Origin of the sequence: Micromonospora sp. A202, assembly GCF_006715105.1 — a bacterium.
Taxonomy (GTDB): Bacteria; Actinomycetota; Actinomycetes; order Mycobacteriales; family Micromonosporaceae; genus Micromonospora; species Micromonospora zamorensis.
In genome coordinates this window covers 115202-128692 of the sequence record NZ_VFMP01000001.1, presented here as the reverse complement: position 1 = coordinate 128692, position 13491 = coordinate 115202, and the positions used below count along the sequence as shown (strand labels likewise).

At 69.8% G+C, this 13491-nt stretch carries 9 protein-coding genes; 8 read left to right on the top strand and 1 reads right to left on the bottom strand.

Annotated elements, in window-relative coordinates; translation table 11 throughout:
* Positions 1-32 precede the first annotated feature (32 nt).
* The 4 genes from FBZ33_RS00590 to FBZ33_RS00575 all read left to right on the top strand — a co-directional run bounded on the left by FBZ33_RS00590 (position 33) and on the right by FBZ33_RS00575 (position 3799).
* Complete coding sequence (locus FBZ33_RS00590) at positions 33-839, top strand: HAD family phosphatase (RefSeq protein WP_088951161.1); 807 nt, start codon at positions 33-35, stop codon at positions 837-839.
* Between the two features lie 175 nt (positions 840-1014).
* Positions 1015-1911 carry a hypothetical protein gene (locus FBZ33_RS00585; RefSeq protein ID WP_141907620.1) on the top strand — a complete coding sequence of 299 codons (897 nt, stop codon included), beginning with the start codon at positions 1015-1017 and terminating at the stop codon, positions 1909-1911.
* Positions 1908-3272: a methyltransferase gene (locus FBZ33_RS00580; RefSeq protein ID WP_141907619.1), complete on the top strand. Its 1365-nt coding sequence runs from the start codon at positions 1908-1910 to the stop codon at positions 3270-3272. Before FBZ33_RS00585 ends, FBZ33_RS00580 begins: the two co-directional genes overlap by 4 nt.
* Positions 3167-3799, top strand: a complete 633-nt coding sequence (locus tag FBZ33_RS00575) for a TetR/AcrR family transcriptional regulator (protein WP_099849945.1) — start codon at positions 3167-3169, stop codon at positions 3797-3799. Before FBZ33_RS00580 ends, FBZ33_RS00575 begins: the two co-directional genes overlap by 106 nt.
* A 7-nt stretch (positions 3800-3806) precedes the next feature.
* Here the strand turns inward: FBZ33_RS00575 and FBZ33_RS00570 are convergent, their stop codons facing one another.
* Entirely contained in the window at positions 3807-4553 is a 747-nt protein-coding gene (locus FBZ33_RS00570) for an oxidoreductase (RefSeq protein WP_141907618.1), read from the bottom strand.
* A 469-nt stretch (positions 4554-5022) separates the two neighbouring features.
* Here FBZ33_RS00570 and acs point away from each other — a divergent pair, with 469 nt between their 5' ends.
* The 4 genes from acs (at position 5023) to FBZ33_RS00550 (ending at position 13407) form a co-directional block, all read left to right on the top strand.
* Positions 5023-6987 carry an acetate--CoA ligase gene (acs, locus tag FBZ33_RS00565; RefSeq protein WP_141907617.1) on the top strand — a complete coding sequence of 655 codons (1965 nt, stop codon included), beginning with the start codon at positions 5023-5025 and terminating at the stop codon, positions 6985-6987.
* Between the two features lie 268 nt (positions 6988-7255).
* Positions 7256-10051: an immune inhibitor A domain-containing protein gene (locus FBZ33_RS00560; RefSeq protein ID WP_141907616.1), complete on the top strand. Its 2796-nt coding sequence runs from the start codon at positions 7256-7258 to the stop codon at positions 10049-10051.
* 327 nt (positions 10052-10378) lie between these two features.
* Positions 10379-12820, top strand: coding sequence for an immune inhibitor A domain-containing protein (locus FBZ33_RS00555; protein ID WP_141912306.1), 2442 nt, complete (start codon positions 10379-10381; stop codon positions 12818-12820).
* A gap of 74 nt (positions 12821-12894) precedes the next feature.
* Complete coding sequence (locus FBZ33_RS00550; protein WP_255508671.1) at positions 12895-13407, top strand: hypothetical protein; 513 nt, start codon at positions 12895-12897, stop codon at positions 13405-13407.
* Positions 13408-13491 lie beyond the last annotated feature (84 nt).

Sequence of the window (13491 nt, the reverse complement as noted above, 5' to 3'; positions counted from 1 at the left end):
GACGATAGACCATCCGGCTAGACTTTCGCGCCGTGGGCCGAAGTGCCGCTTTCTTCGATCTGGACAAGACCGTCATCGCCAAGTCGAGCGCCCTGGCGTTCGGTCGGCCGTTCTACCGGGACGGGCTGATCACTCGACGTGACGTGGTCAAGTCGGCGTACGCGCAGCTGATGTTCCGGCTGGGCGGCACCGACGAGCAGACCATGGCCCGAACACGGGACTACCTGGCCGCGCTCTGCAAGGGCTGGCAGGTGGAGCAGGTCCGCCAGATCGTCGCGGAGACGCTGCACGAGCTGATCAACCCCTATGTGTACGCCGAAGCCGCCGTCCTGATCGCGGAGCACCAGGCGGCGGGGCGGGACGTGGTCCTGGTGTCGGCGTCGGGCGAGGAGATGGTCCGGCCGATCGGCGAGCTGCTCGGGGTGACCGATGTGATCGCCACCCGGATGACGGTGCGCGACGGTAGATACAGCGGCGAGGTCGAGTTCTACGCGGCAGGCCCGAGCAAGGTCGAGGCGGTCAACGAGTTGGCCGCCGCCCGCGACTACGACCTGGCCGACTCGTACGCCTACTCCGACTCGTACAGCGATCGCCCGCTGCTGGAGTGCGTCGGCCATCCGAGCGTGGTCAACCCGGACCGGCAGCTGCGCAAGCTGGCCTCGGAGAACGCGTGGCCGGTGCTGGAGTTCCGGCACCCGATCCCGCTGGGCCGTCGTCTGCGGGAGCGACCCGCCGTCCCGGTGGCCGCGGCCGCGCTCGGCGTCGGGGTCGGCGTGGCCATCGGCATCGCCTGGTACGGCCGGCACCGTCGCACCCGCGCCGCCGCCACCACCGCCTGAGCCCGACCAGGCCGGCAGGGCGCACCAGCCAGCACCCGAAGCCCTGCCGCCGGTGCGGGCCGCCCGGAATCACACCGCCACCAGCGTCCTCACTCCTGCCTGAGTACGGGATTGAGCGATCGCTCAAATAGCCGTACCCTCCGTTTAAGCGACTGCTCAACACGGGGGGTTTCGGATGGAGAATGACGATGGGTCGACACCGCAGCGGACGAGTGCGCACTGGATCCTGGCTGGCCTGATCGCGCTCTTCGGGCTGGTCCTCTTCATCGGGGTGGTACGCCAGGGACGCGCCGACAGCGCTGTGCTCTTCGTGGCGCTCCCGGTGCTCCTGGCGGCCGGGCTCGCGCTCACCCCACGCCGGACGGCCCACGGCCAGGTCTTCGCGGCCACCACGGTGACCCTGCTGCTGGCGGCGGTGGCACTGCACGAGGGCGCGGTCTGCGTCATCCTTGCCGCCCCACTGGTCTACGGGGTGGCACACGGCACCACAGCGCTGATCCGCGCCCTACGGGAGGCCAACCGGCCGTACGCGATCATCGCCGTTCCGCTGCTGCTCCTGCCCGGCCTGGAGGGCAGCGGCATCGCTCCCCGGGTCGACCCGGAGCAGAGGGTCGAGGTGGTCCGGGTCGTCGGGCTCCCCGTCGAGCGGGTCGCCGAGCGGCTCGCCACCGGCCCCCGCCCGACCGCCGTCCGGTCCGCGCCGCTGCGACTCCTGGGAGTGCCCACGCCCGGGCAGGTCAGTGGCGACGGGCTCGAGGTCGGCGACCGGTGGATGTTCGGCTACCACGGCAGCGCGCACGGCCCGGGCGGCCATCTGCTCGCCGAGGTGGAGACCGTCGCGCCGGGGCGGGTGAGCTTCCGCTTCGTCGAGGACACCTCCATCACCGCACGCTGGTTCACCTGGCAGCACGCGGAGCTGACCTGGCGGGCGCTCGACCCGGGGCACACCGAGGTCCAGGTCCGGGTCGACTACACGCGCGGTCTGGACCCCTCCTGGTATTTCGGCCCGGTGCAACAGGTGCTGCTCGGCGCCGGCATGCGGCACCTGCTCGACATGTTGGCGCTGCGGTGACGGTCGCCCGCTGGTTGAGCCTGGCACTGCCGCTTCTCGCCGTCCTCGCCGTCGGGGCCCGGGAACGGGACCGGGCCGTCCGCGCTGCGGCGCTGCTGGCGTTCCTGACCGCCGGGATCGGCATCGCCGCGCTGCACGAGGTCGCCGGCCTGGCCGACTGGTACGCCTTCGCGCCCGTCGACGGGTCGTACCGGGGGATGCCGGTGGACCTGTGGATCGGCTGGGCCGCCCTCTGGGGTCCGCTGCCGGTGCTGCTGCGCCGGGTGCTGCCGCTGCCGGTCGCGCTGGGTCTGCTGCTCTGGGTCGACGCGGTGGCCATGCCGGCACTGCACCCGCTGGTCAGCCTCGGCCCACACTGGCTCGTCGGGGAGGTGGTCGGGCTGCTCGCGGTGGCTCTGCCCGCCCAACTGCTCGGTCGGTTCTGCGCCGACGGTCGGCACCTGGGCGCGCGTACGTTCCTGCAGGTGGGCGTGTTCAGCGCCCTGCTGCTCTGGTTCGTCCCCACGCTGGCCTTCGAGTTCGGCGACGGGTCGTGGGCGGCGCTGACCGAGTTGGACCGCACGGGGATGCTGGTCGTCGCGCAGCTCGCCCTGCTGGTGGCCACGCCTGCGCTGGCTGCCGTCGCGGAGTTCGCCGTGCGGGGCGGCGGCACCCCGTACCCGTGGGACCCGCCGCGTCGTCTGGTCACCACCGGTCCGTACGCCTACCTGGCCAACCCGATGCAGGTCTCCGCCGTGGTGTTGCTGCTGTTCACCGCGGCGGTCACCCGGAGCGTCGCCCTGGTCCTCGCCGCGGTGTCGGCGGGTGCGTTCGGAGCAGCGGTGGCCGGGCCGCACGAGCAGCACGACCTACGGGTGCGCTACGGCGTCTCCTGGCGGTCCTACCGGCGGCAGGTGCGCGACTGGTGGCCTCGATGGCGGCCGTACTCCTCCGGGCCACCAGCGGTGCTCTGGCTGGACGACGACTGCGGGCCCTGCGCGGCCACCTGGCGGATGTTGGCCCGGCGGCATCCGGTGGGACTGCGGATCCGACCGGCCCGCCACCACGAGCACGTGCTGTGGCGGGCGGAGTACGTGGGCGGCGACGGTCACACGCAACGGGGGGTGGCCGCCGTCGCCCGCGGGCTCGAACATGTCCACCTCGGCTGGGCGTTGGTCGGCTGGACCCTGCGACTGCCCGGGGCCACCTGGCTCGCCCAACTGGTCACCGATGCGATGATCGCAGCGCCGCACCCGGCCCGTCCGGAAGGAGAGCCATGTCCGACACCAAGCAGCGTCTCCTCGACGGCGCCATCGCCGCCATCCGCGAGCACGGCATCGCCGGCGTCTCGGCCCGCACCATCGGTGCCGCCGCCGGGGTGAACCAGGCGCTCGTCTTCTACCACTTCGGCACAGTCGACGACCTGCTCTCGGCGGCCTGCCGGGTCAGCACGGCCGAGCGGGTCGAGCACTGGTCGGCGCGGCTGGCCTCGGCCGGTTCGTTGCGCGAACTGCTCGCCGTCGGGCGGGCGCTGCACGAGGAGGAACGCCAGCTCGGCAACGTCACCTTCCTGGCCCAGATGTTGGCGGGTGCGCAGGCGGACCAACGGATGGCGGCCCCCACCGCCGGGGCGCTCCAACTGTGGGTGGACGAGATCGAGGCGGTGCTGCGGAGGCTGCTCGCCGGGTCCCCGTTCGCCGAGGTCGCCGACGTGCCCGGCCTGGCCCGCGCGGTCTCGGCCGCGTTCATCGGGCTGGAACTCTACGACGGGGTGGACCCGGCCGGCGCCGATCAGGCGATGGCCGCGCTCGACCAGCTCGCGCTCCTCATGGAGATCGTCGACGACCTCGGGCCGATCGCCCGAAGGGCGCTCCAGGCCAAGGTCAACCGGGCGACCCGACGGGATTGACCGCGGCTCAGGCGGCGGCGAGGATCTCGTCGCCGATGACGGTGAGCTGGTCGGCGCCGACCTCGACGGCCGCCATGTAGTGGCGCAACCAGGAGCGCAGACCATCCGGGGTGCCAGTGGCGAAGGCGCCGGCCGAGCCGACGTACTCCGGCTCCCGCTCGCGGTGGCCGACGTCGACGGCGAGCAGGCCGCGCGGGTCGAGGCCGCTGGCGAGCAGCACCAGCCGGGCGGCCCCCCGGGCCACCACGCCGGACGGCCCGGCGAACGGACGCAGGTTCAACAACTCCCCGTGTACGACGGCAGCCAGCACCAGCGGCGACACCTTCGTGCCACCGGCGACCAGCCCGGCCAGCCCGTCCAGCCGCGTGGCGACCACGGGGTCGGGCACCGGGCGGCCCAGCTCGGCTTCGGGCACCAGCTCCCGGGCGGCGAGGACGTGCAGCTTCGCGAGAGCCTGCCGGGGGGCCTTCGGCCAGAGTTCACTCAGGCCGGGCAGCGCCCCGGCGACCCGCAGCGCCCCTTGGAGCAGCGGGTCGGTGACCGTGCCGGCGCGGACCGCCTCGCGTTCGTGCACGGCCCCTTCGAGCGCGGCGCTGGCCACTGCGGAGCGCAGGCTGACCTCGGCCGCGACCTGGCCACCGTGCCTCCGCAGCGCGCGGTGCCCGAGCGCCTGGTCGAACCGTTCGCGGGCCTGCTCGACGGCAGTGGCGATGTCGGCGAGCGCGAGCAGCGGGGCGAGCGGATCGGTGGTCACCCCGTCACGCTAGCGACCCGGCCCGGCCGGTCGGGCCGCACCCGGCCGCAACGCGACCCGGACCACCCACCCCGAGCGCCCCGACCGGGGCCAGCGTCCAGCCCTGGCGCCCCCCGACCCGGCGCCCAGCCCTGGCGCCCAGCCCGCACCCCACCCGAGCCGACGTCTCGCCTTGATCAACACGAGTTTGGTGAACTCGGGGTATCCCATCGGCCCCGACACCGCGATTTCAATGAACCCGTGTTGATCAAGGCCGACCTACCGACCCCGCGCCGACCGAGCCCGCACACCGAGCCCGCAGACTTGGGCGGGCCGTCGGGCGCGTGGTGACGGCCACTCGGCGCGACGTGGTGGGCAGCGGTCGCCCGTCGAGGGTCCCGCGACTACCCTCGTGCCAACGCAGGTCACCCCGAGGACCAACGCAGGTCACCCCGAGGACCAGGTCACCCCGAGGACGAGGAGTCACGGCATGAGCGAGGCATTGGCAAATCTGCTGAACGAGACGCGCCAGTTCCCCCCGCCGGCCGAACTCGCCGCGCACGCCAACGTCACCGTCGACGCGTACGCCGAGGCCGAGACCGACCGGCTCGCCTTCTGGGCGAAGCAGGCCGACCGTCTGGCCTGGTCGAAGAAGTGGGACGAGGTGCTCGACTGGTCGAACCCGCCGTTCGCCAAGTGGTTCGTGGGCGGGCAGCTCAACGTGGCGTACAACTGCCTCGACCGGCACGTCGAGGCGGGGCTCGGCGACAAGGTCGCGATCCACTGGGAGGGCGAGCCGGGCGACACCCGCACCCTCACGTACGCCGATCTGCACGAGCTGACCTGCCGGGCGGCGAACGCGCTCACCGACCTGGGGGTTACCGCCGGCGACCGGGTGGCGATCTACCTGCCGATGATCCCGGAGGCTGCGGTGGCCATGTTGGCGTGCGCCCGGGTCGGCGCGGCGCACAGCGTGGTCTTCGGCGGCTTCTCGGCCGACTCGCTGAGCAACCGCATCCAGGACGCCAGCGCCAAGGTGGTGATCACCGCGGATGGTGGTTACCGGCGGGGCAAGCCGTCGGCGCTGAAGCCCACAGTGGACGAGGCAGTAGCCAACAGCCCGTCGGTGGAGCACGTGCTTGTGGTCCGCCGCACCGGCGAGGACGTCGCGTGGACGGAGAAGGACCACTGGTGGCACGAGACGGTGGAGACCGCGTCGCCCGCGCACACCGCTCAGCCGTTCGACTCCGAGCACCCGCTGTTCATCCTCTACACCAGCGGCACCACGGCCCGGCCGAAGGGCATCCTGCACACCACCGGCGGCTACCTCACCCAGGCGTCGTACACGACGCACGCGGTCTTCGACCTGAAGCCGGAGACGGACGTCTACTGGTGCACGGCGGACATCGGCTGGGTCACCGGGCACTCCTACATCGTGTACGGGCCGCTCTCCAACGGCGCCACCCAGGTCATGTACGAGGGCACCCCGGATACCCCGCACAAGGGCCGGTTCTGGGAGATCGTCGACAAGTACAGGGTGAGCATCCTGTACACCGCGCCCACCCTGATCCGCACGATGATGAAGTGGGGCGAGGACATCCCCGCCGGCTTCGACCTGTCCTCGCTGCGCCTGCTGGGCAGCGTCGGTGAGCCGATCAACCCCGAGGCCTGGATGTGGTACAGGCAGTTCGTCGGCCGGGGCGAGCTGCCCGTGGTGGACACCTGGTGGCAGACCGAGACCGGCGCCATGATGATCTCCCCGCTGCCGGGTGTGACAGCTGCCAAGCCGGGTTCGGCGATGACCCCGCTGCCGGGCATCGTGGCCGACGTGGTGGACGACCAGGGCCAGTCGGTGCCGAACGGTGGTGGCGGCTACCTGGTGCTGCGCGAGCCGTGGCCGTCGATGCTGCGCACCATCTGGGGTGACGACGACCGGTTCATCGACACGTACTGGTCGCGGTTCCAGGGCATGTACTTTGCCGGTGACGGGGCGAAGAAGGACGACGACGGGCACATCTGGCTGCTCGGCCGGGTGGACGACGTGATGCTGGTGTCCGGGCACAACATCTCGACCACCGAGGTGGAGTCGGCGTTGGTGTCGCACCCGTCGGTGGCCGAGGCGGCGGTGGTCGGCGCGACCGACCCGACGACTGGCCAGGCGATCGTCGCGTTCGCCATCCCGCGCGGCAGCACGGACATCGTCGGCGAGGCGGGTGAGCAGCTCATCGCCGACCTGCGCAACCACGTGTCGAAGACGCTCGGCCCGATCGCCAAGCCCCGGCAGATCATGCTGGTGGCGGAGCTGCCGAAGACCCGCTCCGGCAAGATCATGCGCCGGTTGCTGCGGGACGTGGCGGAGAACCGGTCGCTGGGCGACGTCACCACCCTGCAGGACTCGTCGGTGATGGACCTGATCTCCTCGGGGATGAGCGGCACCAAGTCCGACGAGGACTGACGGCAGGCGTACACACCGGAGGGTGGCGGTCCGCGCGGACCGCCACCCTCCGTCATTTTCTTACGGGTACGGCACGCACGGCCTGACCGGTGTCACATCGGTCGGTCGGTGGAGCCGGGGAAGCTGAACGGACACACGAGGCGGACCACCCCTGTCCTTTCGGCCGGTTGTGATTTAGGTTCACGCAGGTTGGCAGAGTTCGACGCTCATCGCATCGATGGTCGGCCACGCCAGCGTCCTCCTCCCCATGCCCGAGAAATGGAGCGGCATGAACCACAAACCGCAGTCCGGGGCGCGCCGACGACTACTCGTCGCGCTACCCGCCATCGCCCTCGCGGCCACGTCACTGACCGTGACCGGCAGTGCGGCGGCCCAGTCGTCCTCCCCCGCCCCACGGGCGGTGATCGGGGCCGACGAGCACTACATCAACTACGCCGAGCCCGAGGTGCAGCCGGACACCACCGGCCGTGAGGTCAAGGGCAAGGGTGGCGTCTACACCCCGGCCGTGGAGTCCGCGCGCGAGTTCGACCAGAAGCACGCCCGGGGCAACCCGGTGACCGCGCGGCAGCTCGCCAAGGACGAAGCCCGGTCGCTCAAGACGGGCAAGAACCCCCGGCAGTTCAAGAAGTCGCCGACCACCCAGACGGCGAAGCTGCTCACGCTGCTGGTGGAGTTCAACGACAAGGCCAACGACGACTTCACCGACGTGATGGTCCCGAAGACGGTGTTCGAGGACCGGACGTGTGTCCCCGGCACCGTGCAGAACGGCCCGAGGCACAACAACATCCCGAACCCGGCGACCCTGCCCCACGAGGACAACAACTCGATGTGGGTGCCGGACTTCTCGCCGTCGCACTACAACAAGATGCTCTACAGCAAGAAGGGCATCACCGAGCGGGTCCGCACCGACCTGCGCGGCCCGGACGGCAGGAAGGGTGTCGACCTCTCCGGCCGCACCATGCACAACATGTACCTGGAGATGTCCAAGAACGCGTACACGGTGGACGGGCAGGCCAGCCCGTGGATCACCGTGCCGCACTCGGAGGGCTGGTACGCCGCCAACCGCTGCTTCCAGGACGAGACCGGCGCCTGGGTCCCCGGCCGTGAGCAGTCGATGAACGGCCACCCGGACAACCCGGCCGGCGCCGGCCGCCTGGCGACCGACGCAATCGACGCGCTCGTCGCGAAGGACCCGAGCTTCCCGTGGGCCGACTACGACATCGAGGACCAGGCCGACCGCGACGGTGACGGCAACGTCTACGAGCCGGACGGCGTGATCGACCACCTCGTGCTGGTGCACGCCGGTCAGGGCAAGTCGCGCGGCGGCGGCGCCGAGGGCGTGTACGCCGTCTGGGCGCACTCCTCCACGGTCGCTGGTGGCTACACCATCCCGGGCACCAACCTCAAGGCGTCGAACTACATCGTGCAGCCCGAGGACGCCGGTGTCGGCGTCTTCGCCCACGAGTTCGGCCACGACCTGGGCCTGCCGGACCTCTACGACACGTCCGGCAACGCCGACTCCGACGTGGACTTCTGGGACCTGATGGCCTCGGGCTCGCACTCCGGTGAGATCTTCCAGGCGCTGCCCACCCACATGGGCATCTGGGACAAGTGGGTGCTCGGCTGGGCCGACCCGCTGACCATCCGCCCCGGGTCGAACCCGCGCGAGGTGAAGCTCGGCCAGACGTCGCGTACCCCGATCGACTCCGAGGACGGCATCAAGGTCGACCTGCCGGACAAGGTGACGACGCTGGCCACGCCGCACAGCGGCACCAAGATGTGGCACAGCAACAACGACCAGGAGTGGGCCGACGTCAAGCTCAGCCGCTCGGTCGACGTGCCGGCGGCAGCGGACTCGAAGTTCTGGATGTGGAACAACTACATCATCGAGGAGGACTGGGACTACGGCTTCGTCGAGCTCTCGACCGACGGCGGTACGACCTGGACCGAGCAGAAGGTGTACGACGAGGGCGGCACGGTGGTCACCACGCCGGACGGCTACCCGGACCCGAACGGCCGGATGAACGACTTCGGCGGCAAGAAGTACGGCCTGACCGGCAGCACGAACGGCTGGCGCCACGACTACGTCGACCTGTCGGCGTACGCGGGCACGACGGTGCAGCTGCGGTTGCGCCAGGCCACCGACGAGGCGTTCGAGGAGCGCAACTGGTTCGCCGACGACTTCTCGGTCACCGGCGGCGGCGCCACCACGTGGAGTGACGACGTCGAGGGCGGCGCCAACGGCTGGACGGCCACCGGCGGCACCTTCGTGGACACCACCGGCGGGGGCTGGAAGGTCTCCAGCGGCACCGAGGTCCACGCCCAGTTCTACCTGGCGGAGTGGCGCAACTTCGACGGCTTCGACAAGGGCCTGAAGTACGCCTACGACACCATCTACTCGCACGACGCGTGGAAGGTCGACCGGATCTCCTACAACGCCCCGGGCATGCTGGTCTGGTACCGGGACAGCGCTCTCGGCGACGTCAACCACGTCACCGGGCAGATGACCGCGCTGCCCAGCTACGGCGCGAAGGGCGGGTTGCTCATCGTCGACTCGCACTTCGACCCGTACCGGCGTACCGGTGAGGCGGCAGTGAAGGACCCGTCGGTGACGGACAACCTGCCCAGCCGTCCGCAGTCGGCCAACGCGGCCTTCTCGCTGAACAAGACGTACCCCTTCACGGAGTGCCTGGAGGCGGCGGACGAGCCGTACAGCGCGTACTGCACGAAGTTCAAGGCGCAGGCGCCGGTGAAGGGCTTCACGGACGCCAAGACCTGGTACCCGGGCATCGAGATGCGCGACGGGGCTCCGTACGCGCGGGACAACGACGCCTCAGTGGTGGTGCCGTCGCGGAACAACGCGCCGTACACCACCCGGGTCACCCACCCGGACGGCAGCCCGGCACCGGAGTTCTACGGCACGACCCTCGGCGGTGGCGCGATCGTGCTGGGCACCGGTAATCCCGGCGACCAGGGCGTGAACTACGGCGTCTCGCTCACCATCAAGAAGGCGGCACGGGACAACTCGTCCGCCACGATCTTCGTCACTCCGGCGAGGAAGTAACGGTTTCGCGGATCAACAACTGACAGTGGGGCCGGTGGCGGAGACGCCGCCGGCCCCACTGCCGTACATCGATCATGTTGATCGAAATGAGTCGTTATATTTGGGACCGCGCCGTCCTTGCTGGTCAGCGTGGCTGATGAAGCCCGGGTATGTGACGGTGAAAAGCATTCCCAACAAAATCTTGCAACAAATCGACGCGTGCATCTTCCCACCCGTCGCAGCAGTGTCTATGTTCACCATTGGTCCCACTAGTGGGATCTCCCACCGGCCCGTACCCCCGTATGGCCGGTTCCCTCACACCGGAGGTACCACGTGCGCAAAGTCGCAGTGGGTCTGCTCGGGCTCTCACTGACGGCGACAGGCCTGGCTTTCGGCCCGTCCGCCTCGGCGGCGCCTCAGCCCAAACTGCCGGCCGCAGCACCGGCCGCTGCCGAACCACAGGCGCTGAAGGATGAACTCCCCGACAAGCTCGAGGAGAAGCGCCGCGCACTGCGTGAGCAGGGGCTCAGCGACGTGCTGAGCGGTCGCAGCAAGCCAATTCAGCGCAACGGCAGCACTGTCGTCAAGGTCGGTCAGGTTGGCAAGACGGCCACCAACGCCAACGCCCGCTCCGCAGCCGCCGCCCAGCCGACCCAGGATCAGTACGTCGAGCTCCAGCGGGAGCGGACCGACAAGATCTTCGTGATCCTGGCCGAGTTCGGTGACGAGCGGCACCCGTCCTACCCGGACAAGGACATGAACCCGAACATCGCCGGCCCGGCGACGTTCGAGGGTCCGCTGCACAACAAGATCCCGGAGCCGAACCGGGCGGTCGACAACTCCACCATCTGGCAGCCGGACTTCAGCCCGGAGCACTTCCGCCAGGTCTACTTCGGCACCAACCCGGGCGACGAGTCGCTCAAGCAGTACTACGAGGCTCAGTCCTCGGGTCGCTACACCGTCGAGGGTGAGGTGACCGACTGGGTCAAGGTCCGGTACAACGAGGCCCGCTACGGTCGTTCCGACGACCCGATCGCGGACGACGACGTTGAAAACCCGGCCAACGACCCCGCCGTCTGCGGCGACAACGTCTGCTCGAACACCTGGGCCCTGATCCGCGACGCCGCGAACCAGTGGGTCGCCGACCAGAAGGCCAAGGGCCGGACGGACGCGCAGATCGCCGAGGAGATGAAGTCCTTCGACCAGTGGGACCGCTTCGACTTCGACGGTGACGGCGACTTCAACGAGTCGGACGGCTACATCGACCACTTCCAGATCGTCCACTCCGGCGGCGACCAGGCCGACGGTGACCCGCAGCAGGGTGAGGACGCCATCTGGAGCCACCGTTGGTCGGCGTTCAACAGCTCGCCCGTGGGCCCGCCGAACTTCCCGATCGGTGGCACCCAGATCGGCAACACCGGCGTCTGGATCCGCGACTACACGATCCAGCCGGAAAACGGCGGCCGTAGCGTCTTCTACCACGAGTACGGCCACGACCTGGGCCTGCCGGACGACTACGGACCGGCGGACAACAGCAACGAGCACTGGACCCTGATGGCCCAGAGCCGGCTCGGTGCGAAGAACGACCCGGCCATCGGTGACCGTGGCGGCGACCTCGGCGCGTGGAACAAGCTCCAGCTCGGCTGGCTCGACTACGAGGTGGTCGTGGCGGGGCAGAAGCGCACGCTGGACCTCGGCCCGCAGGAGTACAACTCGGAGAAGGCACAGGCCGCCGTGGTGGTGCTTCCCCAGCGGGAATACACGTTCAACTACGGCGCGCCGTTCGAGGGCGCCAAGCAGTACTTCTCCGGTAACGAGGACGACCTCGACAGCAAGATGACGAGGACGTTCGACCTCACCGGCAAGTCCGCGGCGGCGATGTCGCTCAAGGGCAAGTACAGCATCGAGGCCGGCTACGACTACCTCTACTTCGAGGCGTCGACCGATGGCGGTCAGACCTGGACCGACCTGGACGGCACTGTCGGCGGCAAGCCGATCGGCGTCGACGGTGCGGGTCGCCCGGCCCTCGCCGGCAGCAGCAACGGTGCCTGGGCTGACATCAACATCCCGCTGACCTCGGTCGCCGGGAAGGTCGCTCAGGTTCGCCTGCACTACGTCACCGACGGTGGTGTCTCCGAGGGCGGCTTCTTCGGTGACGCGATCACCGTGACCGCCGACGGTCAGACCGTGCTCAGCGACGGTGCCGAGACCGACGCGGGTTGGGCACTGGAGAAGTTCGAGGTGGTCGGGGCGACCTACACCCGGCTGTTCGACAACTACTACATCGCCGGCAACCGGTCGTACGTCTCGTACGACAAGTACCTGAAGACGGGCCCGTACTTCTTCGGCTACGCGAACACCCGCCCGGACTGGGTGGACCACTACGCGTACCAGGAGGGTCTGCTCATCTCGTACTGGAACACGCGGTTCTCCGACAACAACACCGCTCCGGTTTCGCCCACCAACCCGGGTGGTCACCCGGGCGAGGGTCGCAACCTGTACATCGACGCGCACCCGCGCCCGATCTACAACCTGACCGGTGCTCCGTGGCGCGCCCGGGTCCAGGTGTACGACGCACCGTTCAGCCTCAAGAAGGCTGACTCGTTCACGCTGCACCTCAACAGCCAGCCGCAGTACATCCGCGGTCAGGCCGCTGAGCCCGTGTTCAACGACACCAAGAAGTACTTCTACGAGGAGCTGCCGAACCACGGCGTCAAGCTCCCGGCAGCCGGTGTCAAGATCGAGGTCAAGGAGCAGAACGGCACCTCGATGAAGATCCGGATCAGCTGACCACTGATTCAGCAACACCCAGCGGCGCCCGGGCGGATCATCTGCCCGGGCGCCGCCCTTTGTCCCACCGTGAGGTGGAACCCGGCGACCTGCTGGAACGTCCCATCACCGTGCACCTCGCCTCACGCGTGACCCTCCTCGCCGCGCTCCTCCTGCTGCCCCTGACCGCGTGCGCCGACCCGGAGGGTGCCGGCCCCCTGGCTGCTCCCTCGGCCTCCGACGTCCCGACGCCGGACGCGCCCACCTCGCGCGCATTCAGGCCCGCCCAGCCCGCAGCGACGCCCTTACCGGCCTTCACACCGCCGCTGTCGCGCACACTCCGGCCGCCCATCGGCATTCCGCCAAAGCCACCAAAGCCGACACCGCCGACCGATCTACGGGACAACGGCCTGATCACGGGCCACATCACCCGGGGCGGCGCCGGTCCCTGCTACAGCCTCGTCGCCGAGGACGGCCGCGCGTACGCCCTGCACGGCCCGGGTTACGGCAACCTGACCGAGGGCAGCTTCGTCACCCTCCGCATCGTCTCCCGGTCGTCCGACATCGACTGCGGCCCGGGCATCCGCGTCAGCATCGTCACGCCGTGACACGGCGACCCGGCACCTACCGCCGGTAGGGGACAACCCGGGCTTCTCCCTGTTCAATACGACCACCGGGGTCGTCAGCGGCAA

What these genes read in the sequence shown, in the direction of transcription:
- FBZ33_RS00585 (WP_141907620.1), top strand. Translation starts at nt 1,015, where the DNA reads ATGGAGAATGACGATGGGTCGACACCGCAGCGGACGAGTGCGCACTGG.
- FBZ33_RS00575 (WP_099849945.1), top strand. Translation starts at nt 3,167, where the DNA reads ATGTCCGACACCAAGCAGCGTCTCCTCGACGGCGCCATCGCCGCCATC.
- acs (WP_141907617.1), top strand. Translation starts at nt 5,023, where the DNA reads ATGAGCGAGGCATTGGCAAATCTGCTGAACGAGACGCGCCAGTTCCCC.
- FBZ33_RS00560 (WP_141907616.1), top strand. Translation starts at nt 7,256, where the DNA reads ATGAACCACAAACCGCAGTCCGGGGCGCGCCGACGACTACTCGTCGCG.